General features: G+C 61.7%; 27 protein-coding genes and 1 pseudogene. 10 read left to right on the top strand and 18 right to left on the bottom strand.

Annotated features, from left to right (window positions below; translation table 11 throughout):
• The first annotated feature begins 389 nt into the window (after nucleotides 1-389).
• The 3 genes from AC07W0_RS23230 to AC07W0_RS23220 all read left to right on the top strand — a co-directional run bounded on the left by AC07W0_RS23230 (nucleotide 390) and on the right by AC07W0_RS23220 (nucleotide 2,855).
• Entirely contained in the window at nucleotides 390-1,568 is a 1,179-nt protein-coding gene (locus AC07W0_RS23230; RefSeq protein ID WP_017847755.1) for a glycosyltransferase family 4 protein, read from the top strand.
• Between the two features lie 264 nt (nucleotides 1,569-1,832).
• Nucleotides 1,833-2,435: a chromosomal replication initiator protein DnaA gene (locus tag AC07W0_RS23225; RefSeq protein ID WP_102618780.1), complete on the top strand. Its 603-nt coding sequence runs from the start codon at nucleotides 1,833-1,835 to the stop codon at nucleotides 2,433-2,435.
• A gap of 240 nt (nucleotides 2,436-2,675) precedes the next feature.
• Nucleotides 2,676-2,855 carry a hypothetical protein gene (locus AC07W0_RS23220; protein WP_032804636.1) on the top strand — a complete coding sequence of 60 codons (180 nt, stop codon included), beginning with the start codon at nucleotides 2,676-2,678 and terminating at the stop codon, nucleotides 2,853-2,855.
• Between the two features lie 49 nt (nucleotides 2,856-2,904).
• Here AC07W0_RS23220 and AC07W0_RS23215 read toward each other — a convergent pair whose 3' ends face one another.
• The 7 genes from AC07W0_RS23215 to rplU form a co-directional block, all read right to left on the bottom strand.
• Nucleotides 2,905-4,008 carry an NADH:flavin oxidoreductase gene (locus AC07W0_RS23215; protein ID WP_017847753.1) on the bottom strand — a complete coding sequence of 368 codons (1,104 nt, stop codon included), beginning with the start codon at nucleotides 4,006-4,008 and terminating at the stop codon, nucleotides 2,905-2,907.
• A 219-nt stretch (nucleotides 4,009-4,227) separates the two neighbouring features.
• The gene (locus tag AC07W0_RS23210; RefSeq protein ID WP_017847752.1) at nucleotides 4,228-4,710 is read right to left on the bottom strand and encodes a glutathione peroxidase; all 483 of its coding nucleotides are present in this window, start codon (nucleotides 4,708-4,710) and stop codon (nucleotides 4,228-4,230) included.
• Between the two features lie 101 nt (nucleotides 4,711-4,811).
• Entirely contained in the window at nucleotides 4,812-5,276 is a 465-nt protein-coding gene (locus AC07W0_RS23205; RefSeq protein WP_017847751.1) for a CreA family protein, read from the bottom strand.
• A gap of 16 nt (nucleotides 5,277-5,292) precedes the next feature.
• Complete coding sequence (gene proB, locus AC07W0_RS23200) at nucleotides 5,293-6,411, bottom strand: glutamate 5-kinase (RefSeq protein WP_017847750.1); 1,119 nt, start codon at nucleotides 6,409-6,411, stop codon at nucleotides 5,293-5,295.
• Between the two features lie 139 nt (nucleotides 6,412-6,550).
• Nucleotides 6,551-7,774, bottom strand: coding sequence for an Obg family GTPase CgtA (gene cgtA, locus AC07W0_RS23195; RefSeq protein ID WP_017847749.1), 1,224 nt, complete (start codon nucleotides 7,772-7,774; stop codon nucleotides 6,551-6,553).
• A gap of 193 nt (nucleotides 7,775-7,967) precedes the next feature.
• Nucleotides 7,968-8,243 (bottom strand): 50S ribosomal protein L27, encoded by a 276-nt coding sequence (gene rpmA, locus AC07W0_RS23190; protein ID WP_007901871.1) that lies wholly within the window; start codon nucleotides 8,241-8,243, stop codon nucleotides 7,968-7,970.
• 34 nt (nucleotides 8,244-8,277) lie between these two features.
• Entirely contained in the window at nucleotides 8,278-8,592 is a 315-nt protein-coding gene (rplU, locus tag AC07W0_RS23185; protein ID WP_017847748.1) for a 50S ribosomal protein L21, read from the bottom strand.
• Nucleotides 8,593-8,831: 239 nt separating this feature from the next.
• Between rplU and AC07W0_RS23180 the strand changes: the two genes are divergently transcribed.
• The 3 genes from AC07W0_RS23180 to AC07W0_RS23170 all read left to right on the top strand — a co-directional run bounded on the left by AC07W0_RS23180 (nucleotide 8,832) and on the right by AC07W0_RS23170 (nucleotide 10,754).
• Nucleotides 8,832-9,800: a polyprenyl synthetase family protein gene (locus AC07W0_RS23180; RefSeq protein ID WP_017847747.1), complete on the top strand. Its 969-nt coding sequence runs from the start codon at nucleotides 8,832-8,834 to the stop codon at nucleotides 9,798-9,800.
• Nucleotides 9,801-9,996: 196 nt separating this feature from the next.
• Nucleotides 9,997-10,338, top strand: a complete 342-nt coding sequence (locus AC07W0_RS23175; RefSeq protein ID WP_017847746.1) for a zinc ribbon domain-containing protein YjdM — start codon at nucleotides 9,997-9,999, stop codon at nucleotides 10,336-10,338.
• 158 nt (nucleotides 10,339-10,496) lie between these two features.
• Nucleotides 10,497-10,754, top strand: a complete 258-nt coding sequence (locus tag AC07W0_RS23170) for a PA4570 family protein (RefSeq protein WP_003194088.1) — start codon at nucleotides 10,497-10,499, stop codon at nucleotides 10,752-10,754.
• Nucleotides 10,755-10,889: 135 nt separating this feature from the next.
• Here AC07W0_RS23170 and bamJ read toward each other — a convergent pair whose 3' ends face one another.
• Nucleotides 10,890-11,507 carry a BamJ family beta-barrel-assembly machinery protein gene (gene bamJ / locus AC07W0_RS23165; protein ID WP_017847745.1) on the bottom strand — a complete coding sequence of 206 codons (618 nt, stop codon included), beginning with the start codon at nucleotides 11,505-11,507 and terminating at the stop codon, nucleotides 10,890-10,892.
• Between the two features lie 84 nt (nucleotides 11,508-11,591).
• Between bamJ and AC07W0_RS23160 the strand changes: the two are divergent.
• Both AC07W0_RS23160 and AC07W0_RS23155 read left to right on the top strand, forming a co-directional pair.
• Nucleotides 11,592-12,851 (top strand): annotated as a pseudogene (locus tag AC07W0_RS23160) (methyl-accepting chemotaxis protein); the annotation flags it as partial.
• Nucleotides 12,843-13,706: a methyl-accepting chemotaxis protein gene (locus tag AC07W0_RS23155; protein WP_372340286.1), complete on the top strand. Its 864-nt coding sequence runs from the start codon at nucleotides 12,843-12,845 to the stop codon at nucleotides 13,704-13,706. The pseudogene AC07W0_RS23160 and the gene AC07W0_RS23155, both read left to right, overlap by 9 nt.
• A gap of 640 nt (nucleotides 13,707-14,346) precedes the next feature.
• On the opposite strand, the gene AC07W0_RS23150 is transcribed toward AC07W0_RS23155, so the two are convergent.
• From AC07W0_RS23150 to AC07W0_RS23135, 4 genes are read right to left on the bottom strand one after another with little or no spacing between them, the layout of a single operon-like run.
• Nucleotides 14,347-14,715 (bottom strand): glyoxalase superfamily protein, encoded by a 369-nt coding sequence (locus AC07W0_RS23150; RefSeq protein ID WP_017847743.1) that lies wholly within the window; start codon nucleotides 14,713-14,715, stop codon nucleotides 14,347-14,349.
• A gap of 29 nt (nucleotides 14,716-14,744) precedes the next feature.
• Nucleotides 14,745-16,208, bottom strand: a complete 1,464-nt coding sequence (locus AC07W0_RS23145) for an N-acyl-D-amino-acid deacylase family protein (RefSeq protein WP_102618778.1) — start codon at nucleotides 16,206-16,208, stop codon at nucleotides 14,745-14,747.
• 1 nt (nucleotide 16,209) lies between these two features.
• On the bottom strand, nucleotides 16,210-17,070 hold the full coding sequence (locus AC07W0_RS23140) for a MurR/RpiR family transcriptional regulator (protein ID WP_046488199.1): 861 nt from the start codon (nucleotides 17,068-17,070) through the stop codon (nucleotides 16,210-16,212).
• Nucleotides 17,071-17,082: 12 nt separating this feature from the next.
• Entirely contained in the window at nucleotides 17,083-18,432 is a 1,350-nt protein-coding gene (locus AC07W0_RS23135) for a GntT/GntP/DsdX family permease (RefSeq protein WP_177410570.1), read from the bottom strand.
• Between the two features lie 248 nt (nucleotides 18,433-18,680).
• Between AC07W0_RS23135 and AC07W0_RS23130 the strand changes: the two genes are divergently transcribed.
• Complete coding sequence (locus AC07W0_RS23130) at nucleotides 18,681-19,061, top strand: lysozyme inhibitor LprI family protein (protein ID WP_017847739.1); 381 nt, start codon at nucleotides 18,681-18,683, stop codon at nucleotides 19,059-19,061.
• Between the two features lie 132 nt (nucleotides 19,062-19,193).
• Here AC07W0_RS23130 and AC07W0_RS23125 read toward each other — a convergent pair whose 3' ends face one another.
• The 5 genes from AC07W0_RS23125 to AC07W0_RS23105 form a co-directional block, all read right to left on the bottom strand.
• Nucleotides 19,194-20,639, bottom strand: coding sequence for a SulP family inorganic anion transporter (locus AC07W0_RS23125; RefSeq protein WP_046382084.1), 1,446 nt, complete (start codon nucleotides 20,637-20,639; stop codon nucleotides 19,194-19,196).
• Nucleotides 20,640-20,854: 215 nt separating this feature from the next.
• Nucleotides 20,855-21,748 carry an NAD-dependent epimerase/dehydratase family protein gene (locus AC07W0_RS23120; RefSeq protein ID WP_102618776.1) on the bottom strand — a complete coding sequence of 298 codons (894 nt, stop codon included), beginning with the start codon at nucleotides 21,746-21,748 and terminating at the stop codon, nucleotides 20,855-20,857.
• Nucleotides 21,749-21,851: 103 nt separating this feature from the next.
• Complete coding sequence (locus tag AC07W0_RS23115) at nucleotides 21,852-22,748, bottom strand: LysR family transcriptional regulator (protein WP_017847736.1); 897 nt, start codon at nucleotides 22,746-22,748, stop codon at nucleotides 21,852-21,854.
• A gap of 30 nt (nucleotides 22,749-22,778) precedes the next feature.
• On the bottom strand, nucleotides 22,779-23,369 hold the full coding sequence (mdaB, locus tag AC07W0_RS23110) for an NADPH:quinone oxidoreductase MdaB (RefSeq protein ID WP_017847735.1): 591 nt from the start codon (nucleotides 23,367-23,369) through the stop codon (nucleotides 22,779-22,781).
• A 124-nt stretch (nucleotides 23,370-23,493) separates the two neighbouring features.
• Nucleotides 23,494-24,258, bottom strand: a complete 765-nt coding sequence (locus AC07W0_RS23105; RefSeq protein ID WP_102618775.1) for a sulfite exporter TauE/SafE family protein — start codon at nucleotides 24,256-24,258, stop codon at nucleotides 23,494-23,496.
• 184 nt (nucleotides 24,259-24,442) lie between these two features.
• Between AC07W0_RS23105 and AC07W0_RS23100 the strand changes: the two genes are divergently transcribed.
• A complete protein-coding gene (locus AC07W0_RS23100; RefSeq protein WP_102618774.1) occupies nucleotides 24,443-25,339 on the top strand; it encodes a LysR substrate-binding domain-containing protein in 897 nt (298 codons plus the stop codon).
• Here the strand turns inward: AC07W0_RS23100 and AC07W0_RS23095 are convergent.
• On the bottom strand, nucleotides 25,285-26,691 hold the full coding sequence (locus AC07W0_RS23095) for an amino acid permease (RefSeq protein ID WP_102618773.1): 1,407 nt from the start codon (nucleotides 26,689-26,691) through the stop codon (nucleotides 25,285-25,287). The genes AC07W0_RS23100 and AC07W0_RS23095 overlap by 55 nt on opposite strands.
• Between the last annotated feature and the right edge of the window lie 297 nt (nucleotides 26,692-26,988).

Here is a 26,988-nt window from a genome sequence, read left to right as displayed (position 1 = left end):
CCCAGCGGGCCACCCCGCACCCCACCCAGCGTCCCGCCATCAAAACCAGGACCCTGGTCCGGGCCACTGCTTCCCGACTATCCATCCAGGGACCAGAATACAAAACCAACAGACAGTAGCTCGATCAGCGTGCCCCCAAACGCGAACGGGACTCTGAACCCTGGCGACCGTGAATTCGGCCCGCAAAATAAAGTGCTCGGTGTGCAAGATACGAGCTACGTCACGCCGTCTAAAATCACCTTCTGAGCCCCCCCGGCCAGCGATCTGCACAGAGCCGAAGGGCTCTGTGCTTAAAGGATTGGCGCATTGCCGCCCGCCGCCAATGCCCGTCATAAATCCATCATCTGTATGACACATCGGCGACACAGCCCACAGCGACACTGTGGGTCATGACGACAGCTTCGCTTCACATCACTCTGATTACCGAAACCTTCCCGCCAGAGATCAACGGGGTGGCCAATACATTGGGTCGCCTGTGCGAGGGTTTGCGCGCGCGCGGCCATCAGGTCGAACTGGTGCGCCCGCGCCAAGGCATTGACCAAAGCCGCCCCAGCGACAACGAATTGCTGCTGTGCCGCGGCTGGCCGTTGCCCGGCTATCCAGGCCTGCAATGGGGCCAGTCGTCGATGCACAAGCTGCTGCGCCGCTGGACACGCCAACGCCCGGATGTGCTGTACATCGCCACAGAAGGACCGCTCGGGTTGTCGGCACTACGTGCAGCGCGTCGCTTGGGGATCAGCGTGGTCAGCGGTTTTCACACCAATTTCCAGCAGTACTCGAACCAGTACGGCCTGAGCATGTTGAGCCGCGTGGTCACGCACTACCTGCGCTGGTTTCATAACCGCTCGACCTTGACCCTGGTACCCAGCGCCAGCCAACGCCTGGAGCTGGAGCGCCGCCACTTCGAACGCCTGGGGATGTTGTCGCGCGGGGTCGACAGCCAGTTGTTCCACCCGGCCAAGCGCGATAACGCCTTGCGCGAAAGCTGGGGCCTGGGCAATGACGATATTGCAGTGCTGCACGTCGGGCGCCTGGCGCAGGAAAAGAACCTGGGCATGCTCAAGCGCTGCTTCGATGCCTTGCGCAGTACTTATCCACAGCGTCGCCTGCAACTGATCGTGGTCGGCGACGGACCGCAACGCGCGCTGCTCGAGCACGACCTGCCGCACGCCATATTCTGCGGCACCCAGCGCGGCGAAGAACTGGCGCGACACTACGCCTCGGGAGACCTGTTCCTGTTTCCCAGCCTGACCGAAACCTTCGGCAACGTGGTGTTGGAAGCCATGGCCTCCGGGCTCGCGGTGGTGGCATATGACCAGGCGGCCGCGACCCAGCATATCCGCCACGGTTACAACGGCGTGCTGGCGATGCCCGGCGATGAGGAAGCGTTCTGCGACGCGGCCAATTGGCTGCTGGAAGATCGCGAGCATTTGCGCAGGGCCCGCCTCAATGCGCGCCATCATGCCAGTCACCAGGGCTGGCCGGCGATCATCGAGCAGTTCGAGAACCAGTTACGCGATGTGTGCGCAGAACCGTTGGCCGCTCCAACGCAGCCTTATGTTCGTTGAACGATCTGCGAATAACGTCAGTTAGTTCGCCGTCCCTCCAGCCTTCCCCCTGAATAACGGCTTCAACATTAGGATTTTTTACCTGAAGCCATCGGAGTCGGCACGCCACAACAGGATATTTCCGGAACGTCGCGCGATTTATCGCCACCTACATGACACCTGCCAGGGAAGAGGTGTCTGTCTCTGGACGCACTCAAAAAAGGCAGGTCATTCATGATGAAACATTAATTAGAGAGCACTATGTCGACACTGATAAATGGATCAATGGCGCTGCGATTCCAACCGTTCAACACGCCCACTCAAGGGCCGACAGACACCTGCCCATCCAACAGCGCCCAGTACGATCACGGACGACCGTCACACCCACAGCCCTATAACGCGAACCACGGCTGGAACCGCCCGCAGCCGGCACCTCCGGGCAACCAATGGCAACACCCGCAACCGTCGCGCCCTGGAAACGATTGGCAGCCGCCACAGAACGACTGGCAGCGCCCGCCACAAAACGGCGGCTATCGCCCGCAACCCACGCGCCCTGGAAACAACTGGCAGCCGCCGCAGAACGACTGGCAGCGCCCGCCACAGAACGGCGGCTATCGCCCGCAACCCGCGCGCCCTGGAAACGATTGGCAGCCGCCGCAGAATGACTGGCAGCGTCCGCCGCACAACGACGGCTATCGCCCGCAACCCACACACCCTGGAAACAACTGGCAGCCGCCGCAGAATCAATGGGAACGTCCGCACAACGGCGGCGGCTATCGCCCACAGTTCACTGACCGCCCGTCAACGCATGACGGTCAAGCATCCTACGCCACCACGCAATATGCAGCGGTCCATTCCGAACGGGCGGAAGATGCCTACTACGGTTAATCCGGATAGGCCAACAACAAGACAATAGGCCTTGAAAAACCCAACGCGCTGAAACCGGCGGGGGGCCGGGCGGTGTCACCCCGCCCCCCCGCCCGAGCTAGCGGACCGTGTTGCACACCGATTGCCATAGGTTGCGCAAGGTTTACTCGATATTTCCCCCTGGAACGGCGAACGGTGGATGACCAATCATTGATACCTGCTGCTAACGCAGGTCCCTTAGATCAATGGAGACCCTGAGATATGGCAATTTACGGAATGGGAGTGCGCAATGGCATCAACATGCCAACCGCAGAGTGGACGCGTCAGCAACAATGGCTGGATCAGTCTCGAGCAGCACCGCCCACTTATGACCAGGCTGCGCGCCAAGACGGGCACAAGACCGATCACCGCCAGGAGCTGCGCAAGTCAGTAGAGTATTGACCGCTCCAACTGAACAGCTCCCGGTGGCAACCACCGGGAGCCCGGCCCGTTACACCAGGGTCGTCAACGCCTCACGACTGAACGGCAGGATGTCGCCCTCGCGGTGTTCGCGGACCTTCACCGCCCAATCCGGGTCCACCAGCAGGGCACGGCCGACGGCGACCAGATCAAACTCATCGTTGTTCAGACGCTCCAGCAGCTTCTCCAGGCTGGCCGGTTGCGCAACCTTGTCAGTGTTGACCATAAACTGCAGGAACTCGCCATCCAGGCCGACGCTGCCGACAGTGATGGTCGGCTTGCCGGTGAGCTGGCGGGTCCAGCCGGCCAGGTTGAGGTTGGAACCTTCGAACTCCGGCTCCCAGAAGCGCCGGGTGGAGCAGTGGAAAATATCCACGCCGGCGTCGGACAGCGGCTTGAGAAACTCGCCCAAAGCCTCGGGGGTTTGCACCAGGCGCGCGGTGTAGTCCTGCTGCTTCCACTGGGAAAAACGCAGGATGATCGGAAAATCCGGGCCGACGGCGGCACGGATGGCCTGGATCAGTTCGATGGCAAAACGCGAACGGTTGGCCAGGCTGCCGCCGTATTCGTCGCTGCGTTGGTTGCTGCCTTCCCAGAAGAACTGGTCCACCAGGTAACCATGGGCGCCATGGATCTCCACGCCGTCCATGCCGATGCGCTGGGCGTCCCTGGCCGCCTGGGCGAAGGCGGCAATCACGTCCTTGATGTCCTGATGGGTCATGCCGTGGACAACCACGTTGCCATCCTTGAGTTTTTCCATCGGTCCGTAGGCCGGTACGCTGGCATCCGGCTCGGTACCGATGCGGCGCACGCTACCCACATGCCACAACTGCGGGACGATCTTGCCGCCTTCGGCATGCACGGCATCGACCACTTTCTTCCAGCCCGCCAGCGCCGCTTCACCATAGAAGTGCGGGACATTGGGATAGCCGTTGGACGCCGGGTGATCGACCACGGTGCCTTCGGTGATGATCAGGCCCACACCCGCCGCGGCACGGCGGCGGTAGTACTCTATGACTTTGGAATTGGGGACACCGCCCGGGGAAAACGAACGGGTCATCGGCGCCATTACCACACGACTCGACAGTTGCAGCGTTCCGAGGTGGAACGGTTTGAACAAGGCTTGGACAGGCATGGCAACACTCCACGAAAGACGGTTTTTATGATGCCGATAATATGGCGCGTGCAGCGTGCTGAGTAGCACTATTGATCAGGGTGATTAAGGCTTAGAAATGCCGGACACCTGTAGGAGCGAGCTGGCTCGCGAAAATCGTCAACGATAACGCGTTCATACTGGATCAACGCGGTGCGCCTGGATTTTTCGCGAGCACGCTCACGCCTACAGGTCAGGGGATCAGCTCAGGGCTTTTTCGATGGCCTGGACGACGGCCGGATCATCCGGTGCCGTTCGCGGCGAGAAACGCGCAAGCACCCGCCCGTCTTTGCCCAGCAAGAATTTCTCGAAGTTCCAGGTGATGTCCCCAGGAAACTCGGCGCCCTCGCCCGCCAACAAGCGGTACAACTGGTGACGCTCAGGGCCGTTCACATCGAGTTTGCTGCCCAGCGGAAAGCTCACCCCGTAATTGAGGCTGCAGAATTCCTGGATGTCTTTCTCGGTCCCCGGTTCCTGGCCCGCAAACTGGTTGCAGGGCAGGCCGAGTACGGTAAACCCCTGGTCCTTGTACTGCTGATAGAGGTTTTCCAACGCCGCGTATTGCGGGGTCAAGCCACATTTGGAGGCCACGTTGACCACCAGCACAACTTTGCCCTTGAAGGGCGCCAGTGGCAGCTCTTGTCCGTCCAACGCTTTGAGTTTCAGGTCGTGGAAAGCACTCATGACGAACTCCAGATATCCCATGTTCTTTGCATTGCGGCTCTTCGAGATTACAACCCGCAAGCCTGCAATCATAGACGCCGATTACAAAACTCGCCTGCGGATCACTGCGCGGTCGGCCACGGCAAAATCGGAATCGCGGTAACGGCGTTCTGCGGGCTGCCCTCGATCAGGCGGTCGCTGTAGACCAGGTACACCAGGGTATTGCGCTTCTTGTCGAGGAAGCGCACCACCTGCATGGTCTTGAACACCAGCGACGTGCGTTCCTTGAACACTTCGTCGCCATCCTTGAGTTCTCCCTTGAAGCGGATCGGCCCGACCTGGCGACAGGCAATCGACGCCTCGGAGCGGTCTTCGGCCAGACCCAGGCCGCCTTTGACGCCGCCGGTCTTGGCGCGGGACAGGTAGCAGGTCACGCCATCGACCTTGGGGTCGTCGAAGGCTTCGACCACGATCCGGTCGTTGGGGCCGACAAACTTGAACACCGTCGACACCTGGCCGATCTCTTCGGCCGACGCCAGCAACGGCATGGCCAACAGCAGGCCGAGCAATCCCTTCATCACACGCATCGTGTATTCCTTTCGTTTAAACCAGAATCAGGTTGTCGCGGTGGACCAGTTCCGGTTCCGCCATGTAACCCAACAGACCGACAATCGCCTCAGACGACTGCCCGATGATTTTCTGCGCTTCCAACGCGCTGTAGTTGGCCAGGCCGCGGGCGATCTCACGACCGTCCGGCGCCACGCACACCACCATCTCGCCACGGCGGAAGCTGCCCTGCACCAACTTGACGCCCACCGGCAGCAGGCTCTTGTGACCCAGGGACAACGCCGTCACGGCGCCATCGTCGAGTACCAGGGTGCCGCGGGTCTGCAAATGCCCGGCCAGCCACTGCTTGCGCGCGGCCAGCATGCCGCGTTCCGGCGACAGCAGCGTACCGATGCGCTCACCGGCCTTGAGGCGGTCGAGCACGCGCTCCAGGCGCCCGCCGACGATGATCGTGTGGGCACCCGAACGCGCCGCCAGGCGCGCCGCACGCAGTTTGGTCTGCATGCCGCCACGGCCCAGCGCGCCGCCGACGCTGCCGGCCACGGCGTCCAGCGCGGGGTCATCGGCGCGGGCTTCGTAGATCAATTTGGCGTCGGGGTTGGTGCGCGGGTCGGCGTCGAACATACCGTCGCGGTCGGTGAGGATCACCAACAGGTCGGCTTCCACCAGGTTGGCCACCAGGGCGGCCAGGGTGTCGTTGTCGCCGAAACGGATTTCGTCGGTGACCACCGTGTCGTTCTCGTTGATCACCGGGATCGCCTTGAGCTCCACCAGCGCGCGCAACGTACTGCGGGCGTTGAGGTAGCGCTTGCGGTCGGACAGGTCGTCGTGGGTCAGCAGGATCTGCGCGGTGTGAAGGCCGTGCTCGGCGAAGCTGGATTCCCAGGCTTGCACCAGGCCCATCTGACCGATGGCGGCAGCGGCTTGCAGTTCGTGCATCGCGCTGGGTCGCGCGGTCCAGCCGAGGCGGCTCATCCCGGCGGCAACCGCTCCGGACGAGACCAGCACCAACTCGACGCCGGCCTCATGCAAGGCCACCATCTGCTCGACCCACACGCTCATGGCTGCGCGATCCAGCCCTTTGCCATCCGCCGTCAGCAACGCACTTCCGATCTTTACGACCCAGCGCTGCGCACCTGTCACTTTGCTCCGCATCATCTTCAACCTTAGTTAGAGGGCGGGACGCGACCCAGCGCCGCCCATAACGTTATTCGTGACTACATTCGTGACCGCAGGTATCCCCAGATACCAAAACGCCGCTCGAGTGAGCGGCGCTTAAGTTTACTGCAACGAATCAGTCGCGCACGTAAATGATTTCCGGACCGTCTTCATCATCCACGTCTTCTTCGTCCCAATCATCGTCGCCGATGTCATGGACCGACTTCACGCCGCTGCGGCGCAAGGCACGCTGGTCGTCCAGGGCTTGCAGCTGGGCGCGGGCTTCGTCTTCGATGCGCTGGTCGAGCTCGGCGAGTTCGGCCTTGAACACCGGGTCGGCCGCCAGGCGGTCGGCGCGGTCTTCCAGGTAACGCATGATGTCGCGGGTCAGGCGCTCGGTGCCTTCTTTGGCGATGGCCGAGATCACGTAGACCGGACCGGTCCACTCCAGGCGATCGACGATTTCCTTGACGCGCTCCTCGTGCTCTTCCTCGAGGATCTGGTCGCACTTGTTCAGCACCAGCCAGCGATCACGCTCAGCCAGGGACGGGCTGAACTTGGTCAGTTCGTTGACGATCACTTCGGCGGCGTCCGGTGCGCTGGTGTCATCCAGCGGCGCCATGTCGACGAGGTGCAGCAGCAAACGGGTACGCGACAAGTGCTTGAGGAAACGGATACCCAGGCCCGCACCTTCGGAAGCCCCTTCGATCAGGCCGGGAATGTCGGCGATCACGAAGCTTTTCCAACGGTCGACGCTGACCACGCCCAGGTTTGGCACCAGGGTGGTGAACGGGTAGTCGGCGACTTTCGGCTTGGCGGCCGAGACCGAGCGGATGAAGGTACTTTTGCCGGCGTTCGGCAGGCCCAACAGGCCCACGTCGGCCAGTACTTTCATTTCCAGCTTGAGGTCACGCTGCTCGCCCGGCTTGCCTGGCGTGGTCTGGCGTGGCGCACGGTTGGTACTGGACTTGAAACGGGTGTTACCCAGACCGTGCCAGCCGCCCTGCACAACCATCAGCTTCTGGCCGGCCTTGGTCAGGTCGCCGATCACTTCCTGGGTCGCGGAGTCGATGATCGTGGTGCCGACCGGTACGCGCAGCACCATGTCTTCACCTTTTTTACCGGTGCAATCGGTGCTGCCGCCGTTGGAACCACGCTCGGCATCGAAGTGCCGGGTGTAACGGTAGTCCACCAGGGTGTTGAGGTTTTCGTCGGCCATCATGTAGATGGAACCGCCGTCACCGCCGTCACCGCCGTTGGGGCCACCGTTTTCGATGAATTTTTCGCGACGGAAACTCATGCAACCGTTACCGCCGTCGCCTGCTTTTACTCGGATGGAAACTTCATCAACGAACTTCATAACAAAACGCCTCTCGCCGCACGGACGAGCTTAAGAAACCAAGACATAAGACTCTTGCAAAAATGAGCGCAGCGACCTCAATCAACGACCGCAAATCCAGCGCTTGAGCTCATTACAAACAGCTTTGCAAGAGACTCACTCCACAAACGAAAAAGCCCCGTCGCAAGACAGGGCTTTTCCAGCAACTACGTAATTATGCCGCGACGACGTCAGTCTTCGGGACGATGCTCACGTAACGGCGACCGAAGGCGCCTTTTACTTCGAACTTGATCACGCCGTCGATTTTAGCGAACAGAGTGTGATCTTTACCCATGCCAACACCGTAACCGGCGTGGAATTGGGTGCCGCGCTGACGCACGATGATGTTGCCCGGAATGATAACCTGGCCGCCATACATCTTCACGCCAAGGCGTTTGGCTTCTGAGTCGCGACCGTTACGGGTACTACCACCAGCTTTTTTGTGTGCCATGAGTCAATTCTCCTAGTGAGGAATTAGGCTGAAATTAAGCCTGAATACCGGTGATTTTGATCTCGGTGTACCACTGGCGGTGGCCCATACGCTTCATGTGGTGCTTACGACGACGGAACTTGATGATGCGGACTTTATCGTGACGACCTTGGGAGATCACTTCAGCCACAACGGTAGCGCCAGCAACAACTGGAGCGCCAATGTTCACGTCATCGCCATTGGCGACCAACAGAACGCGATCAAAAGTCACGGAGTCGCCGGTAGCGAGTTCCAGTTTTTCGATCTTCAGGTATTCACCTGGGGCGACCTTGTATTGCTTGCCACCAGTAACAATTACTGCGTACGACATGGTATTTCTCCGATAATCCTGCTCACCCAGCGCTTTATAAGAAGAGGTATTGGCTGGCATGGCTGCATGGGATGGACGTCCCGAATGCAATTGCGTAAGGCAGGTGCTGCCCAGGAAGTTCAGGGTGCGCGATTGTACGCAAGGCGCGGATACGTTGCAAGAGGCCGTCTATCGCGCCTTGACACTGCGGGGTCAGGGTCCTAGCATGCCGCGCAACCCTTCTGGAGCGACTGTCGCTGATGCAACCCCAAGCTTTCTACCGCGCGGTCGCGGACGATTTTAGCGCCGTCGACGGCATCATCAAGCAGCAGCTGACGTCTAAAGTGCCGCTGGTCTCCAAAATTGGCGACTACATTACGTCGGCGGGCGGTAAACGCCTGCGTCCTTTATTAGTGTTGCTGTGCGGCAAGGCCCTGGGCCGCGAAGGCGATGACCTGCGCCTGCTGGCTGCCACCATCGAGTTCCTGCACACCGCGACCCTGCTGCACGACGACGTGGTCGACATGTCCGGCATGCGCCGTGGTCGCGAGACCGCCAACGCGATGTGGGGCAACGCCCCGAGCGTGCTGGTCGGCGACTTCCTGTACTCGCGCTCGTTCGAAATGATGGTCGAACTGGGCTCGATGCCGGTGATGAAGATTCTTTCACAGGCCACGCGCATCATCGCCGAAGGCGAAGTGTTGCAGTTGTCGAAGGTGCGTGACGCCAGCACCACCGAAGAAACCTACATGGAAGTGATTCGCGGCAAAACCGCGATGCTCTTCGAAGCCTCGACCCACAGCGCCGCCGCCCTGTGCCAAGCCACGGCCGAGCAGGCCGAAGCCCTGCGCACCTTCGGCGACCACCTGGGCGTGGCGTTCCAACTGGTGGACGACCTGCTCGACTACCGTGGCGACGCCGAGACCCTGGGCAAGAACGTCGGCGACGACCTGGCCGAGGGCAAGCCGACCTTGCCGCTGATCTACACCATGCGCGAAGGCACGCCGGAACAGGCGGCCCTGGTACGCAAGGCGATCCAGAAAGGCGGGATCGAAGACCTGGAAAGCATCCGCGCCGCCGTGGAAGCCTCCGGCGCCCTGGACTACACCGCCCACTTGGCGCGTGACTACGTGGCCCGTGCGATCAAGTGCCTGGACGCCCTCCCCGCCAGCGAATACCGGGACGCCCTGGTCGAGCTGAGCGAGTTCGCGGTCGCGCGCACGCACTAGAAATACCAAATGTGGGAGGGGGCTTGCCCCCGATAGCGGTGGATCAGTCAACTTATGCTTAGACTGAAATACCGCCATCGGGGGCAAGCCCCCTCCCACATTTAGTTTGTATTACCAATCCAAGACCGCGCCCTGTCTCCCTACAATTCCCTATATAATGTGCGACTTTAGCCATCCTGACCTTTAAGGAGCTTTAGTGAGCACGTTGCCACCCTGCCCGAAATGCAATTCCGAATTCACCTACGAAGACGGCGCCCAACTGATCTGCCCGGAATGCGCCCATGAGTGGTCCGCCACTGGCGAGGCCGAAGTGGCCAGCGATGAAACCGTGAAGAAAGACTCTGTAGGCAACGTCCTGCAGGACGGCGACACCATCACCGTGATCAAAGACCTCAAGGTCAAGGGCACCTCCCTGGTGGTCAAGGTCGGCACCAAGGTCAAGAACATCCGCCTGTGCGACGGCGACCACGATATCGACTGCAAGATCGACGGTATCGGCCCGATGAAACTCAAGTCCGAGTTCGTCCGCAAGGTCTGATCCTGCTGTTTCCATCCCGCGCCCGCCGCGGGATGGCGTTTCGCCCTGGCTGTTGATCCCTCGCACGACCCACGCAGAAAAATCCGCAAACCGCCAATAGGCACTTGCTATTCTACGAATAAGAATTATTCTCATTGAAACCCATCAAGGAGAACGACATGACTTATTTGATAGATGCCTGGCTGGACCGCCCACACCCTTACCTGCGCATCCTCCATCGGGAAACCGGGGAAGTCTGTGCGGTGCTGGAGGAAGAAGCGCTGAACGAACTGCAGGACCAGGGCGACCTGGACGTGAATGGCCTGAGTTCCAGTGAACCCGGTGTACTGAAGGAAGTGGTGCGCAACCTGTTTCTGTTCTGCTACGCCCGAGCATTGCGCCCGGCGACGGAACTCAATGGCAAGTTTCACCCATGAGCGACCGCGCAAACCCCTGTAGGAGCGAGCTTGCTCGCGAAGAACGCACAAGCAACGCGTTCATCCAGGATGCTCGCGCCATCGTTGACGTTTGTCGCGAGCAAGCTCGTTCCTACAGGTAATCAAAAGCAGGTCTTACAGAACGTCGAGCAGCTCGACGTCGAATACCAGAACGCTGTGCGGCGGAATGCTGCCAACGCCTTGAGCGCCGTAAGCCAGTTCGCTCGGCACGAACAGGCGCCATTTGCTGCCGGCATTCATCAGTTGCAGGGCTTCGGTCCAGCCGGCGATCACGCCGCCAACCGGGAATTCTGCAGGCTGGCCGCGCTCGTAGGAGCTGTCGAACACCGTGCCGTCGATCAGGGTGCCGTGGTAGTGAGTACGCACTTGGTCTTCACGGGTCGGCTTGGCGCCTTCACCGGCAGTCAGCACTTCGAATTGCAGGCCGGAAGCCAGAGTGGTGATGCCGTCACGCTTGGCGTTTTCCGCCAGGAACGCCAGGCCCTCGCCAGCAGCCGCTTCCGCCTTGGCAGCCGCTTCGGCTTGCATGATTTCGCGGATGACCTTGAAGCTCGCGGCCATTTGCTCTTGATCAACACGGCTTGGCTTGCCGGCGAACGCGTCGGTCAGGCCGGCCAGGATTGCGTCCAGGCTCACGCCCGGTGGCGGGTTGTCGCGCAGTTGGTCGCCCAACTGACGGCCGATACCGTAGCTGACGCGGGTTTCGTCGGTGGACAGATTAACTTCGGACATGAAGAGGCTCCGCTGTAGGGCAGCGCTGAAAACACGGTTTTCCCGCACCGCCCAGAACTAAAAGGGCCAGCAGACTAGCACAGAATGCGCGTGCGGGATGAGCGCCGCCCACGTCATGCCTGCCTGGCGCCGGTAGTCGGTGATGCAGGGCTCCGTGCATCGCGCAGGCTAATTAATCGTTTCAGTTTCCCCTGTGCCCGCCGATATGGCCTAAACACCTTGGCTGGCTCAAACAACAACACCGTCCAGCAGACAAACATCATTTTTGCGGAGCACTCGATGAACAGCTGGTTCGGTAACATCAGCGTCAACCTCAAACTGGGCCTGGGCTTCGGCCTGGTGCTTGTCCTCACCTCGATCCTGGCGCTGACCGGCTGGACCAGCCTCGGCGGCCTGATCGACCGTAGCAACTGGATGAGCGACATCACCCAGCTCAACGCCTCCCTGACCAAGCTGCGCATCGTGCGCCTGCAATACATGCTGGCCAACGGCGATGAAAGCGTGGCGCAGAACGTACAAACCAGCCTGGATGCCTTCGTCGCCCAGCAACAAAAACTCCTGGACAGCTTCAAGAGCCCGGACAACGTCAAACTGCTCAACGAGCAGAAAGCCGTCATCACGGCGTATCAGCAATCGCTGAACAAAATGCGTGAGGCCTACCGTGCCGGCAATGCTGCGCGCCAGGTCATGGGCGATAAGGCCGACATCGCCAACGCCCAGATCGACGCACTGGACAGCAGTGTGCAGCAGACGCCCGACAACCCCGAGCGCTTCACCCAGTACCAGGCCGTGACTCATGCCAAACAAGAGTTCCAGTTGGCCCGCTACGAAGTGCGCGGCTACACCGGCAACGTCAACGCCGACACCGAAGCCCGCGCCGCCGCCCAGATCGAAAAAGCCATCAACGGCTTGAAAGGCCTCGGCGCGGCGTTCGGCGGCAGCCAACAGGTCGCGCTCAGCGCCCTGGAAAGCGCGCTCGGCGCCTATCGCAGTGCGGTGCAGAACTACAAGGCGGCTAACGCCAATATCGTCGCCGCGCGCGCCGAAATGACCACCCAAGGGGCGGATATCGTCACCATCAGCGACAAGCTCTACGACATCCAGCTCACCCGCCGCGACGCCGAAAGCGCCCAAGCCCGCAGCCTGCAATTGATCAGCACGCTGCTCGCGTTACTGGTCGGCATCGTCGCGGCACTGGTGATCACCCGCCAGATCACACGTCCGATCCAGGAAACCCTGGCCGTGGTCGAACGCATTGCCTCCGGCGACCTGAGCCACAATATCCAGGTCACCCGCCGCGATGAACTGGGCGTACTGCAACAAGGCATCCAGCGCATGGGCACGACCCTGCGCGAGTTGATCAGCGGCATTCGTGACGGCGTGACCCAGATCGCCAGCGCCGCCGAAGAGTTGTCGGCCGTGACCGAGCAGACCAGCGCCGGTGTGAACAGCCAGAAGATCGAGACCGATCAAGTCGCCACCGCCATGCACGAAATGACCGCCACCGTGCAGGAAGTCGCACGCAACGCCGAGCAAGCCTCCCGGGCCGCTGCCGATGCCGATGGCCAAGCCCGCGCAGGCGACAAGGTGGTGGCCGAAGCCATCGCCCAGATCGAACGCCTGGCCGCCGAAGTGGCGCGTTCCACCGACGCCATGAGCCATCTGCAACAAGAGAGCAACAAAATCGGCAGCGTAATGGACGTGATCAAGGCCGTGGCCGAGCAGACCAACCTGCTCGCGCTCAATGCCGCGATTGAAGCAGCGCGTGCCGGTGAAGCCGGACGTGGCTTTGCCGTCGTCGCCGACGAAGTGCGTGGCCTGGCCCAGCGCACGCAGAAATCCACCGAAGAAATCGAAGGCCTGGTGGCCGGCTTGCAGAACGGCACCCAGCAGGTGGCCGCGGTGATGAACAACAGCCGCAGCCTCACCGACAGCAGTGTCGAGCTGACGCGCAAGGCCGGCGTATCCCTGGAAAACATCACCCGCACGGTGTCGAATATCCAGTCGATGAACCAGCAGATTGCAGCGGCAGCCGAAGAGCAAAGCGCCGTGGCCGAAGAAATCAGCCGCAGCATCATCAACGTGCGTGACGTGTCGGAACAGACCGCCACCGCGAGTGATGAGACGGCCAAATCGAGCGTGGAACTAGCGCGCTTGGGCAGCCAGTTGCAGCAGATGGTCAGCCACTTCCGGGTGTAAAAACCAAAAAGCCGCCTCGGTCTGCACCGGGGCGGCTCCACTTCTCAGACCTTAACGGTCATCGAAGCTGTCTCGCAGGAATGTCCATACGTGATAAACACGCAGGGCATTCACGACGAGGTTCCACGCACGTCGTGCAAACTTAGACATACTCGGCCCTCCATGAGTTGGGCCTTACCTCCAGCGCACTTACCGGAACATGTGAGCCTTTGGATGCGGGTCAACGCTTCCTGTGAGGCGGCTGGGTTTTGGTTCCTCCCGCATGAATCCGGCACGGATTACTAGCCCGTGGCGTTCGGTCCATAATTCCGCGCGCATACCCAACCACCTCAAAACGACATACATGGAACGGAGGTGATACTAACCAACATCTCGATCAAAGGTGTGACAAGTGACGATAAAACCTGATGTGATGATCAGCTAATTTATTGCCAATTTTTGCAGCTAGTGTTGAGTAAACTCAAAGTGCAAGCGTTGAAAAAAACCGACAATCGTCAAGCCTTGCGTGATGCGATAACCGGCATTAATATCTGTTGGGTGGGTCAACGCTTCCTGTTAGAACGCAACCCCAGCCACTCACTGGGTTTGCACAAAAAAACCGCCCTACTAAGGCGGTTTTTTATTGCCTGCAATTTACCCCTCAGCCCTCGCCTTCCTCGACAAACACCAGCCGATTGCCAAACGGATCGTGGATGCTCATCTCCCGCGACCCCCAGGGCATTTCTTCAACGCCTGGCTTGGCAAAACGATAGTCCTTGCCCTGCAATTGCTGCTGATAGGCGTCTACACCCTGCGCCTGAATCCGCACCGCCGCACCCGGCGATGCATCGCCATGGTGCTCGGACAAATGCAGCACGCACTCACCCAACGACACCTGCAGATACAACGGAAAATTCGCCTCGAAGCGATGCTGCCAATCGACCTTGAACCCAAGGAAGTCGACATAAAACTCCAACGCCTTGGCCTCGTCGAAAATCCGCAGGATGGGGGTGACTTTTCCTAAGTGCATGGCAACCGCTCCGTGTGTAAGAGCGCCCACTATAGAGTCGAAAACCCAGCCCGCAAATCCCCACTGCGCGCCAGGAACCGCCCCGGCCGCTGACCATTCGGCTGCCCCTCGCTGTAGCTCAACACGCCGTTGACCCACACGCCATCAATCCCTTCCGCCGCCTGCTGCGGCGCCTTGAAATCCGCCACATCGCGCACGCGCAGCGGATCGAACAGCACCAAGTCGGCCCAGTGCCCTACACGGATTTCGCCCCGCTCCGACAAGCCGAACCGTGCCGCCGACAAGCCGGTCATCTTATGCACCGCCGTGTGCAGCGGGAACAGCCCGACGTCCCGACTGAAGTGGCCCAACACCCGTGGAAACGCGCCCCACAAGCGCGGATGCGGGAACGGATCTTCGGGCAACCCATCCGACCCGACCATCGACAGCGGATGCGCGAGGATACGGCGCACATCCGCTTCGTCCATGCCGTAATACACCGCCCCCGCCGGTTGCAGGCGACGGGCCGCGTCCATCAGCGAAACATCCCACTCGGCGGCGATCGCCTGCAAGTCGCGCCCGCTCATTTCCGGGTGCGCGGTCGACCAGGTGATGGTGATGCGAAACGCATCGGTGACTTGCTTGAGATCCAGGGTCGAAGAACTCGCCGCATAGGGGTAACAATCACACCCCACCGGATGGGTTTTCGCCGCCTGCTCCAGCGCCGCCAACAGCTGCGGACTACGCCCCCAGTTACCCGCGCCGGCACATTTGAGGTGGGAAATGATCACCGGCACCTGAGCATGCCGACCGATCAGAAACGCCTCGTCCATGGCCGCCAGCACCGGCGCGAACTCACTGCGCAGATGGGTGGTGTACACCGCGCCGAACGCCGTCAGTTCTTCGCTCAGTTGCAGCACTTCATCGGTCTCGGCATTGAACGCGCTGGCGTAGGCCAGGCCGGTGGATAAGCCAAGGGCGCCATCCTCCAGGCTTTCGCGCAACTGCACGCGCATCGCGGCGATTTCATCGAAAGTGGCACTGCGATGCAGGTCGTCCATATGGTTGCTGCGCAGCGCCGTGTGGCCGATCAGCGCCGCGACGTTGACCGCCGGCTGGGCGCGTTCCACGGCGGCGCGGTAATCGGCAAAACGCGGATAGGTGAACGCTTCACGCGGGCCCAGCAGGTTCATCGGGTCCGGCGGCTCACCGCGCAAACTCACCGGCGAGGCGCTGATACCGCAGTTGCCGACAATCACCGTGGTCACCCCCTGGCTGAGCTTGGGCAGCATCTGCGGCTGACGGATCACCACCGTGTCATCGTGGGTGTGTACATCGATAAACCCCGGCGCCAACACCCGGCCTCGGGCGTCGATCACCTGCGTGGCCAGCGCGGCCGACAAGTCGCCGATCGCCTCGATACGCCCGTCGCGCAGCCCCACATCGGCGACATACCCAGGCGTGTTGCGGCCATCCATGATCAGCGCCTGGCGGATCAGCGTGTCGTACTGCATATCAGTCTCCCAGCGGCAGGCTGTCGGGCCCGCCGCGATAGTCGTCGAGGGCCAGCTTGATGCGGCGCAGGCGTTCCTGGTTGTCGTCCGGCATGGCCAGCGCCAGCTCGGTGGCGAGCAGGTCGATGGCCAGCAGCATGCCGTAGCGCGCCGCCGTGGGTTTGTAGATGAAGCTGGTTTCGGCCGGTTGCAGCGCCAGCACCACATCCGCCAGCCCGGCCAAGGGTGAAGCGGCCAGGGTGATGGCGACGATGGGCGTGTCGTAGTTGCGCGCCAGGGCCACCACGTCCAGCAACTCCGGGGTGAGGCCGCTGAGCGAACAGACGATCAGCGCCTGCTCGGGCCCCAGCGTCGCCGCCGTGACGCGCATCATCACCGGGTCATGGCAGGCGGCAATCGGATAGCCCAGGCGCACCAGACGCACTTGCAACTCCTCGCTGCACAGGCTCGACGGGCCGCCCATGCCGAACGCGTGGATCATGCGCGCCTTGCCCAGCAGGCTGACCGCATCGACGAAGCCGGCCTGATCGAACCCCGACAGGTGCTGGCGCAACGTCGCCTCGATATCACCGAGAATCTGCCGATGAAACCCCGACTGCTCAGGCTTGCCCGCCGGGTCGAGGAAGCGGCTGCCCACGCCACTGGCCTGGGCCAGTTGCAGGCGCAAGTCGCGCAAATCCCGGCACCCGACGCTGCGCGCAAACCGCGACAACGTGGCGGTGCTGACCTCGGCGCGTTGGGACAACGCCTCCAGGCTGGCCGACGCGGCAAAGCCCACGTCATCGAGCATCAGCTTGGCGATACGCCCTTCGCCGGCACTGAAAGACGCCTGGCGGGCGCGGATCTGGTAGAGGATGTCCATAGAGGCTCCGGGTTACAGGACGCAGGACAGACCATACGTCAGACCGAAGGCGACCAGCGAAATCAGGGTCTCCAACACGGTCCAGGTCTTGAAGGTCTGGATCACAGTCATATTGAAGTATTCCTTGATCAGCCAGAAGCCGCCGTCGTTGACGTGGGAAAAGATCACCGAACCCGCCCCGGTCGCCAGCACCAGCAATTCAGGGTGTGGATAACCCAGGCCCAGCGCAACCGGCGCAACCACCCCGGAAGCGGTGGTCATGGCCACGGTGGCCGAGCCGGTGGCGATACGCATCAACGCGGCGAACAGCCAGCCCATCACCAGCGGCGACAGGTTGAACGCATGGGCCAGGCCAAGGATTTCGTTGGTTACGCCGGCGTCCACCAGAATCCGGTTCAACCCGCCGCCCGCGCCCACCAGCAAGGTGATACTCGCAGTCGGCGCCAGGCATTCGTTGGTGAACCTGAGGATCGACTCGCGGTTGAAACCCTGCGCCAGGCCGAGGGTCCAGAAACTCACCAGGGTCGCCACCAGCAGCGCGATCACCGAGTTGCCGATAAACAACAGGAACTGGTTGAAACCGCTGCCGGGCGTGGAAATCAGATTGGCCCAGCCGCCGATCATCATCAGCACCACCGGCAACAGAATGGTGCCCATGGTCAGGGCGAAACTCGGCAAACGGCTGCGTGGCTCGCGCTCGATGAACTGGCGCTCCAGCGGGTTTTCCGCCGGCAGGTGAATGCGCGGCACGATGAACTTGGCGTACAGCGGGCCGGCGATGATCGCCGTGGGAATGCCGATCAAAATCGCATAGAGCACGGTCTGCCCGACCGAGGCGTTATACGCCAGCACCGCCATCATCGCCGCTGGGTGCGGCGGCACCAGCGCATGCACCACCGACAGGCCGGCAACCATCGGCAAGCCGACCATCAGGATCGACACCCCCACACGCCGCGCCACGGTAAAGGCGATCGGCACCAGCAACACAAAACCGACCTCGAAAAACAGCGGCAGCCCCACCAGAAACGCAATGCACACCATCGCCCAATGGGCATTGCGCTCGCCGAACCGGTTGATCAACGTGCGCGCCACCTGCTCGGCGCCGCCGGATTCAGCCATCATTTTGCCGAGCATGGTGCCCAGCGCGACCACCAGGGCGATATGCCCCAGGGTTTTGCCGACGCCCGCTTCGTAGGAGCCCATGATGGTGTCCGCCGGCATCCCGGCCATCAGCGCCAGGCCGATGGACACCAGGGTGATGACGATAAACGGGTTGAGTCGGTAACGTGCAATCAGCACGATCAAAGCAATGATGGCGATGGCGGCGTATGCCAATAGCCCGAAGCCCGGTGATGCGGCCATGCGGTACTCCTCGGAAAGGGTCACGTCGAATTGGTTGTGAAACTCATAAATCATTACCGAGGAGCATTTTCAATTTTTATGAAAGTAATTTTCGCCCACAGATAAGCGCTGTCGCGTTGGGACATGCCCAACGGCCGTGCATGAAAATTCGGGGGGTGTTCTTACATCAAATTCAGAAAAGACCGGAAACTCAACGCGCACGCTTGAGTCTTAAAATGCGCCCCCACGAACATCCAGGACACTCGATCATGACCCGCACCTCTCTCACCGCCTGCGCCCTGCTGCTCGCCCTGTGCGGCAGCGCGTCGGCCGCCGACAACGCCGCACTGAAGAAATGCATGGACAGCGCCAACACGACCGTCGACATGGTCAAGTGCAACACCCAACAGGCCAAGGTGCAGGACAAACGCCTGAACACCGCCTACCAGACCGCCCTCGCCGCCCAGGAAGGCGCGCGCAAGCAGCAATTGCAGGACGTGCAGCGCCTGTGGATCAAATACCGCGATGCCAATTGTGCCTTTGCCGGCAGTGCCACCGGCGGCAGCATCGATCAGGTCAACGGCTCCGCCTGTGTGCTGGACATGACCCAGACCCGCGCCCAGGAACTGGAAGACCTGGTCGGGCCGTAATGAATGAAAACCCTCGCCCTCCCGTAGGAGCGAGCTTGCTCGCGAAAATCGTCAACGATGACGCGTGTTGTCTGGATAGACGTGGCGCTCTCGGGTTTTTCGCGAGCAAGCTCGTTCCTACAGGGGTTGCGGTCAGTCGTGATGGACCTTGGCGCGCTTGAGCAGCTTCTTGCAGCGCTCGGACAAATGCAGCACGCGCAGATGCTTGCCAGCCTTGCTGTAACGCTCGCGCAAGGTCATCAGCGCGGCAATCGCGGAGTAGTCGACAACGCTCAAGTGACGGCAGTCCAGCGTCACCGCGGCCGGGTCGTTGGCCGGGTCGAATTGATTCAAAAACGGCGTGGTCGAGGCAAAAAACAACGTGCCATGCACGCGGTAGAGTTTGCTGCCGTCCGCTTCCAGATATTCATCGGCGTACAGTTCACGCGCCTGTTGCCAGGCGAAGTTCAGCGCCGCGATCACGATCCCGCAGAGCACCGCCGTGGCCAGGTCGGTGAACACAGTGATCACGGTCACCGCGATGATCACCAGCACGTCATTGAGCGGCACCTTGTTGATCACCCGCAGCGACGCCCAGGCGAAGGTCTGCTGCGACACCACGAACATCACCCCGACCAGCGCCGCCAGCGGAATGCGCTCGATCAGCGGTGACAGAAACAGAATGAACAACAGGATCATCACCCCAGCCAAGACCCCGGACAAACGTCCGCGTCCGCCGGAGCTGAGGTTGATCACGGTTTGCCCGATCATCGCGCAGCCGCCCATGCCGCCGAACAGGCCCGAGACCATATTCGCCGCGCCCAGGGCCATGCTTTCGCGGTCGGGGTAGCCGCGGCTCTCGGTGATTTCGTCGGTGAGGTTGAGGGTCAACAGGGTTTCCAGCAGGCCGACCATTGCCATCAGAAACGCGTAGGGCGCGATGATGCCGAGGGTATCCAGGCTCCAGGGGATCTGCGGCAGTGCGAAGCTCGGCAGGCCACCGGCGATGTGGGCCATGTCGCCCAGCGTGCGCGTCGGCAAGCCCAGCAGGTACACCGCCAGGCCCACGCCGAGGATCGCCACCAGAGCGGGCGGCACAGCACGGGTCAGGCGCGGCAACAGGTAGACGATGGCCATGGTCACCAGCACCAGGCCGCTCATCACATACAGCGGCGTGCCGCTGAGCCAGGTATCACCGCTCTTGAAATGCTCCAACTGCGCCAGGGCAATGATGATCGCCAGGCCGTTGACGAACCCCAGCATCACCGGGTGCGGCACCATCCGCACCAGCTTGCCCAGGCGCAGCAGGCCGAAGACCAGCATGATCAGCCCGCCCAGCAGCACCGTCGCGAGCAAATACTCCACGCCGTGTTGCACCACCAGCGCGACGATCACCACCGCCATCGACCCTGCGGCGCCAGAGACCATTCCCGGCCGCCCGCCGAACAATGCCGTGAGGGTGCAGATGATGAACGCGCCGTAGAGCCCCATCAGCGGGTTGAGGTGTGCCACCAGGGCAAAGGCGATGCACTCGGGCAGCAAGGCAAAAGACGTGGTGAGGCCGGCCAGGGCGTCGGCGCGAAGACGGGTGAGGTTCATGAGGTACCGGGCATTGCGGGGAATAAGGCGGGGAATGGTACGGAAATGCGGTCGGTGGTGCCAGTGAAGCGTCAGGGCAGACTGACCGGGATGCCCCGTTCGCGGGCAAGCCCACTCCCATGGTTTGATCGGTGCACCCGTTATCGAGGTGTGAACACCGTCAAATGTGGGAGTGGGCTTGCCCGCGAAGGGTACACCACGGTCTCACGCCGACATCAGACCATTTCGCGGCGAATCCACTCCACCACCGATGTGCGCTTGGGCGCCCACCCCAACAATTCACGGGCATGCTTGCCGCGCACCCGGCTGTTGGAACCCAGGCCGTAGTTGGCCATTTCATAGCCCCATTCGGCTTCTGCGTCGGCCAACGGCCAGTCCTGCGGCTTGCCCAGGTTCAGGGCTTCGGCGATGGCGGTGGTCATGTCGATGAACGCCGCTTCACCGCTTTCCACGAAGTAGAACGTGCCCGGCACATTCTTCTCCAGCGCCAGCCGATAGAGCGCGACCACGTCCTCGATATGCACATTGGACCAGATGTTCTGCCCCGTACCGACATGGCGCACCACCCCGCTCTTGCGCGCCTGCTTGAGCAAGCGCGGCAGTTGCACGCTGTCGCGCTTCACGCCCAGGCTGTGGCCGTAGATCAGGGTGTTGCAGATCACCGCCGAGTTCACCCCGTCTTGGGCGGCTGCCAGGATCAGGTTGTCGATGGCGACACGTGCGGCCTTGTCGACGGTCGGTTCCGGCAGGTGGTCTTCGAAGTAGATGACATCGCTGGCCTTGCCGCCCGATGCATCGCCGACGATGCTCGAACCGCTGGTGTGCAGGAACGGTTTGTTCGAACCTTTCAAGGCGGCCAACAGCGTTTCCACCGCCGCGCGATGGTCGCTGCTGGCGGCGTTGATCACCGTGTCGGCCTGCCGGGCCTGTTCGGTCAACACCGCACGGTCATCCAGGGTGCCGATGACCGGGGTGATGCCCAGGGCCGTCATCTCGGCGGCTTGCTCGGCGCTGCGCACCAGGCCCGTCACATGGTGGCCGGCCTTGACCAGGCCGGTGGCGATGGAGCCGCCGATAAATCCGGCGGCGCCGGTAACGAATACGTTCATGGAGGTCTCTCCTGACTGAGTAAGTGATGGGCCCAGTATCAAGCCCCCATCCCTGGCGAATAAGACCGTGTTGCCCAATTCAATCTTGCGCGCAGGTCACGAATCAGCAGGCGTACCGCGCCAGCTTGGCCTGGATAAAGTCCAGGAAGCATTGGATGCGCAAGGCCAGTTGCGAGTTGCGGTAAAACACCGCGTGGATCGGCTGGCGATAACCGCTGTTGAAGGCTTCCAGCAGCGGCACCAGGCGCCCGGCGTCGATGTCGTCGCTGGTCATGAAGTTCGACAGGCAGCCAATGCCCTGCCCTTCGAGCGCCAGTTGGCGCACGGTTTCACCGCTGGACGCGGCAATGCCAGGCTCGATCAGCCAGCGGTCACCCGCCACATGGCGCAACGGCCAGTGGTTGAGCGTCTCGGTCTGGGTGAAACCGAGCAAGGTGTGCTCGGCCAACTCGGCGACCGTGGTCGGCGTACCGTACTGCTTGAGGTAAGCGGGGCTGGCGAGGATATGCAGCGGGGTGCAGCCCAGGGACCGCGCATGCAGGGTGGAATCGGCCAGCGCGCCGATGCGAATCGCAATGTCGGTGCTCTGCTCCAACAGGTCGATGATCAAGTCATCACTGTTCAGTTCCAGTTGGATCTCAGGGTACAGCCCGCGAAACTCGGCGATGTACGGCACGATCCCATGCAGCATGAACGGCACGGCGGCGTTGATGCGCAAGCGCCCCGCCGGTTTTTTCTGGCGCGACGACAAGCGTTCCTCCAGATCATCCATCTGCGCCAGGATCACCTTGGCCTGTTCGAAGAAGTACTTGCCCTCCTCGGTCAGGTCCATGCGCCGCGTGGTGCGGTTGATCAGCGTGGTGTCGAGCTTGGCTTCCAGGCGCGACAAGGTGCGGCTGACCGCCGATGGTGTCTGCCCGACCTGCTCCGCCGCTGCCGAAATCGAGCCGCACTCAATCACGTTGACGAAGATCTGTAGCTCATCGGATCGGGCTTTCACAGGCTGTCCTCTTTCTCGGTTCAGCGCAGCTTACACCGAGAGGTCGAACACCTGCGCCAGATGCTGCTCGTAGCGCGCCACATCGGCGTCGATGGCCGGGCGCTTCATGACGTCCACGCAGAGGAACGTCGGCAAGGCCGTCATGCCGAGGAACTCATTGGCCTTGTGAAACGCGAAGTACACCGCGTCCACGCCTTTGCCCTCAAAGAAATCGCTCGGGTCGTCGAAGGCTTGCTGCGGGGCGTTCCAGGTCAGCGACAACATGTATTGCTTGCCGTGGATCAGGCCGCCGCTGCCGTATTTCTGCGAGGCGTCGGAACGGGTACGGCCATCGCTGGCGTAGAGGCTGCCGTGGCCTTCGGTGAAGACTTCGTCGATGTACTTCTTCACGATCCATGGCGCGCCCATCCACCAGCCGGGCATCTGGTAGATGATCACGTCGGCCCAGAGGAATTTGGCGACTTCTTCGGCCACATCGTAGCCTTCATCAATATGCGTGACCTTGACGTCGATACCGCCACGGTCGAGCACAGCCACGGCAGCGTCATGCAGGGTGGTGTTGTAGCGACCGTCGGAGTGGGCGAATTTTTTACCGCCGTTGAGCAGCAGGACTTTTTTCATGGGGGGAGCGCCTTGAGATTAAAAATGTCTGAAGGCAGGGTATCGATGTGCCTTGCGCGGAATAAGCCTTGGCGCGGCAAAATACATTTGACTAAAAATCACGAATCAAACTCTATTATTGCCTTTATCCACTGATCAACAGATGCGCGCCCAACAGCGCCATGCCGATAAAAAACACCCGTTTGAACAACACGGCACTGATCCGTTGGCGCAACGCCTGCCCCAGCCACATGCCCAACAAGGCCGGCGCCAGCGCCAACAACGAGGCATTGATCTCGCCGCCGCCGAGGCTGCCGCGCCAGGCCAACCCGGCCGCCAGCGCCAGTGTCGACACGCTGAACGACAGCCCCAATGCCTGCACCAACTGATCGCGATTCAACCCCAGCGCTTGCAGATACGGCACCGCCGGAATCACGAAGACGCCGGTGGCCGAGGTGATCAGGCCGGTGACCAGCCCACACACCGGCGCCAACCAACGCTCGGTCGCGGGCTTCACCTTGAATGCGGGCAGGAACAGCCCACTCAACGCATACACCAGCAAGGCCGCGCCCAACGCGCGCACCACCCCGGCGCCACTGCCCATTCCCAGCCACAGCGTGCCCAACCCGGTGCCGAGGACAATCAACAGCAACAGCGGCCACAAGCGCTTGAGCAACACGCTCAACTGGCCGCCGAAGGCCAGTTGCCAAAGGTTGGTCACCGTCGAAGGGATGATCAGCAACGCCGCAGCCTGCGCCGGCAACATAGCCAGGCCGAGCAAGCCCATGGCGACGGTGGGCAGGCCCAGGCCAATCACACCTTTGACGGTGCCGGCCAGCAGGAAGGTGCCGATCACCAGCAGGGTCAGGGCGGGGCCGAGGTTTTGGTAGAACGCGAGGAATGTCTGCATGGCGGGATTGTGAGGGCTTTCGCCGGGGTTGGAAATTCGCCATATACTGAGGCAGCCTCTTGTTTTGCGTGAGGCTGATGCCGCCATCGCGGGCAAGCCCACTCCCACTGTTGAAATGCATTCCAAGTGTGGGAGCGGGCTTGCTCGCGATAGCGCCAGTCCAGCGAAAGGAAATCTTCCAGCCATGCACTTTGACCTGATCGACCTGCGCCTCTACCTGCACGTCCTCGATGCCGGCAACATCACCGCCGGCGCCAGCCGCAGCCACTTGTCCCTGGCCGCCGCCAGCGCGCGCATCCGCGCGATGGAAGCTGCGCTCGGGGTTGAATGCCTCGAACGTGGCCGCCGTGGCATCACGCCGACGGCTGCGGGCCAGGCCTTGGCGCGTCATGCCCGGCTGTTGCTGCAACAGGCCGAGCACCTGCAACAGGACCTGGCGGAATACGCCAACGGCGTCAAAGGCCAGGTGCGCCTGCTGTGCAACACCACCGCCCTCAGCGAATACCTGCCGGAACTGCTCGCGGATTTTCTGCGCGACCATCCCAATCTGGACATCGACCTGCAGGAACTGCCCAGCCTGCGCATCACCCAGGCCTTGCGCCAGGGCACCGCAGACCTCGGGATCATCTCCGACGCGGTGGACACCCACGGCTTGCAGACCCTGGCGTTTCGCGACGATCCGCTGGTGCTGGTCATGCCGCTGGAACATCCGTTGGCGGCAAGTACGGTGAGTTTTATCGACAGCCTGCATTACGACTATGTGGGCCTGGCCGCCCACAGCGCGCTGGCGGTGTACCTGGAAGAACAGGCGTTGCACGCGGGGTTTCGCTTGCACACGCGGATCCGCGCCGAGGGTTTTGACGGCGTGCTGCGCATGGTCGCACGCGGCGCGGGCCTGGGGATCGTGCCCCAGGCGGCGCTGGCGCGCTGGCCGTGGGCGCAGCGCGTCAAGGCCCAGCCGTTGCGAGAAGCTTGGGCCTGTCGAACGCTGCTGTTATGCGCGCGCTCGTTCGAACACCTGCCGGGTTATGCCAGGGCCTTGCTCGACGCCTTGACCCTGCCCTTGCGGAAAAATCCGTAATACACCGCCGACAGAATCAGCAGGAACGGCACGCCGAACACCAAGGTCATCTTGAACGCGTCGGTGAAATACGTGGTGATCATCACCGCGCCCATCAGCACCAGGCCCAGCAGCGTGCTGTAGGGAAACAGGCGCAGCTGGAACGACAACTTCGCCCCGCCATGACGCTTGCGATAACGGCGGAAGAACAGGTGCGTCAGGAAGATCATGAACCAGGTGAAGATCGCGCCGAACATCGAGATCGCCATCATCAGCGTGAACGAGCTTTCCGGGTAGACCACGTTAAGCAAGGTCGCCAGGCCGATGCCCGAGCTGGACAGCAACAAGGCGTTCAGCGGGATGCCGCTCTTGCTCAACGCACCCATGGACGTGGTCGCAAAGCCAGCGCGGGACAGGCTGAACATCATGCGTGTGGTGATGTAGAGCTGGCTGTTCATCGCTGACAGCGCCGCGATCAGGATCACGAAATTCATCACCCCGGTGGCGCCGGGAATGCCGAGGGTCTGCATCACCGTGACGAACGGGCTCTGCGTCTGCCCGGCCTGGTTCCACGGCACGATGGCCAGCATCAGCGCCAGGGTCAGCAGGTAAAACACCACCAGGCGCACGATGGTCGCGCGAAAGGCTTTCTTCACCGCCTGCTCCGGGTCGGCCGCTTCACCGGCGGCGACGGCGATCATCTCTACGCTCAAGTAGCTGAAGATCGAGACGATCACTGCGATCCACATACCGCTCAAACCATGCGGGAAAAAGCCGTCGTGGGCCGTGTAGTTCTGCACCCCGTACTGCGGGTTACCGGAGCCGAACACCACGTACACCGCGAGGAGGATGAAACCGACGATGGCGCTGATCTTGATCGTCGAAAACCAGTATTCGAAGTTGCCGAAGGTTTTCACGCTGATGGCATTGAGCAGGATCAGCACGCTGGAGAACGACACGATCCACACCCACTCCGGCACGTTGGCGAACCAGTACTTCATGTACATCGCCACCGCCGTGACCTCGGCGCCCACCGCCAGCACAATCGCCGCCCAATAGGCGTAGCGCACCAGGAACCCGGCCAGCGGGCTGATGTAGAACTCGGCGTAGGCCCCGAAGGAGCCGGAGGTGGAATGGGCCACCGTCATCTCCGCCAGGCAGCCCATCAGCAGCAAGGTGATCAACGCTCCAATGGCGTAACTCAGCAGCACGCTGGGCCCGGCATAGCCGATGGCATAGGCGCTGCCCATGAACAGCCCGGTGCCAATGGCGCCACCGATGGCGATCATGCTCATCTGGCCGGAAGTGAGCTGGCGCCTCAGGCCCAGTTCGCGGTGGGTGATTTCTGCAAAGCCGTCGTTTGGCGTGGTCACGTGGTGTGCCCCTTATTGTTGTGATTGCACGATTTGTCTGTTGCCACAGATCCTCTGTGGGAGGGGGCTTGCTGGTGATAGCAGTCTTTCAGTTGATACCTAGGTGACTGACCCGCCGCCATCGGGGGCAAGCCCCCTCCCACACTGAGCCTGCGTCAGACACTCAATGGATGAACACCGCAGCCCCCATATAGCAGTCTTTCAGTTGATACCTAGGTGACTGATCCGCCGCCATCGGGGGCAAGCCCCCTCCCACATTGAGCCTGCGTCAGACACTCAATGGATGAACACCGCAGC

The sequence above is a fragment of the Pseudomonas sp. GW704-F2 genome (genome assembly GCF_059423025.1).
The sequence above is the reverse complement of the archived record's forward strand: the minus strand, read 5'-3'. Positions and strand labels throughout refer to the sequence as shown.

What these genes read in the sequence shown, in the direction of transcription:
- AC07W0_RS23230 (WP_017847755.1), top strand. Translation starts at nt 390, where the DNA reads ATGACGACAGCTTCGCTTCACATCACTCTGATTACCGAAACCTTCCCG.
- AC07W0_RS23225 (WP_102618780.1), top strand. Translation starts at nt 1,833, where the DNA reads ATGGCGCTGCGATTCCAACCGTTCAACACGCCCACTCAAGGGCCGACA.
- AC07W0_RS23220 (WP_032804636.1), top strand. Translation starts at nt 2,676, where the DNA reads ATGGCAATTTACGGAATGGGAGTGCGCAATGGCATCAACATGCCAACC.
- AC07W0_RS23215 (WP_017847753.1), bottom strand. Translation starts at nt 4,008, where the DNA reads ATGCCTGTCCAAGCCTTGTTCAAACCGTTCCACCTCGGAACGCTGCAA.
- AC07W0_RS23210 (WP_017847752.1), bottom strand. Translation starts at nt 4,710, where the DNA reads ATGAGTGCTTTCCACGACCTGAAACTCAAAGCGTTGGACGGACAAGAG.
- AC07W0_RS23205 (WP_017847751.1), bottom strand. Translation starts at nt 5,276, where the DNA reads ATGCGTGTGATGAAGGGATTGCTCGGCCTGCTGTTGGCCATGCCGTTG.
- proB (WP_017847750.1), bottom strand. Translation starts at nt 6,411, where the DNA reads ATGCGGAGCAAAGTGACAGGTGCGCAGCGCTGGGTCGTAAAGATCGGA.
- cgtA (WP_017847749.1), bottom strand. Translation starts at nt 7,774, where the DNA reads ATGAAGTTCGTTGATGAAGTTTCCATCCGAGTAAAAGCAGGCGACGGC.
- rpmA (WP_007901871.1), bottom strand. Translation starts at nt 8,243, where the DNA reads ATGGCACACAAAAAAGCTGGTGGTAGTACCCGTAACGGTCGCGACTCA.
- rplU (WP_017847748.1), bottom strand. Translation starts at nt 8,592, where the DNA reads ATGTCGTACGCAGTAATTGTTACTGGTGGCAAGCAATACAAGGTCGCC.
- AC07W0_RS23180 (WP_017847747.1), top strand. Translation starts at nt 8,832, where the DNA reads ATGCAACCCCAAGCTTTCTACCGCGCGGTCGCGGACGATTTTAGCGCC.
- AC07W0_RS23170 (WP_003194088.1), top strand. Translation starts at nt 10,497, where the DNA reads ATGACTTATTTGATAGATGCCTGGCTGGACCGCCCACACCCTTACCTG.
- bamJ (WP_017847745.1), bottom strand. Translation starts at nt 11,507, where the DNA reads ATGTCCGAAGTTAATCTGTCCACCGACGAAACCCGCGTCAGCTACGGT.
- AC07W0_RS23155 (WP_372340286.1), top strand. Translation starts at nt 12,843, where the DNA reads ATGGGCACGACCCTGCGCGAGTTGATCAGCGGCATTCGTGACGGCGTG.
- AC07W0_RS23150 (WP_017847743.1), bottom strand. Translation starts at nt 14,715, where the DNA reads ATGCACTTAGGAAAAGTCACCCCCATCCTGCGGATTTTCGACGAGGCC.
- AC07W0_RS23145 (WP_102618778.1), bottom strand. Translation starts at nt 16,208, where the DNA reads ATGCAGTACGACACGCTGATCCGCCAGGCGCTGATCATGGATGGCCGC.
- AC07W0_RS23140 (WP_046488199.1), bottom strand. Translation starts at nt 17,070, where the DNA reads ATGGACATCCTCTACCAGATCCGCGCCCGCCAGGCGTCTTTCAGTGCC.
- AC07W0_RS23135 (WP_177410570.1), bottom strand. Translation starts at nt 18,432, where the DNA reads ATGGCCGCATCACCGGGCTTCGGGCTATTGGCATACGCCGCCATCGCC.
- AC07W0_RS23130 (WP_017847739.1), top strand. Translation starts at nt 18,681, where the DNA reads ATGACCCGCACCTCTCTCACCGCCTGCGCCCTGCTGCTCGCCCTGTGC.
- AC07W0_RS23125 (WP_046382084.1), bottom strand. Translation starts at nt 20,639, where the DNA reads ATGAACCTCACCCGTCTTCGCGCCGACGCCCTGGCCGGCCTCACCACG.
- AC07W0_RS23120 (WP_102618776.1), bottom strand. Translation starts at nt 21,748, where the DNA reads ATGAACGTATTCGTTACCGGCGCCGCCGGATTTATCGGCGGCTCCATC.
- mdaB (WP_017847735.1), bottom strand. Translation starts at nt 23,369, where the DNA reads ATGAAAAAAGTCCTGCTGCTCAACGGCGGTAAAAAATTCGCCCACTCC.
- AC07W0_RS23105 (WP_102618775.1), bottom strand. Translation starts at nt 24,258, where the DNA reads ATGCAGACATTCCTCGCGTTCTACCAAAACCTCGGCCCCGCCCTGACC.
- AC07W0_RS23100 (WP_102618774.1), top strand. Translation starts at nt 24,443, where the DNA reads ATGCACTTTGACCTGATCGACCTGCGCCTCTACCTGCACGTCCTCGAT.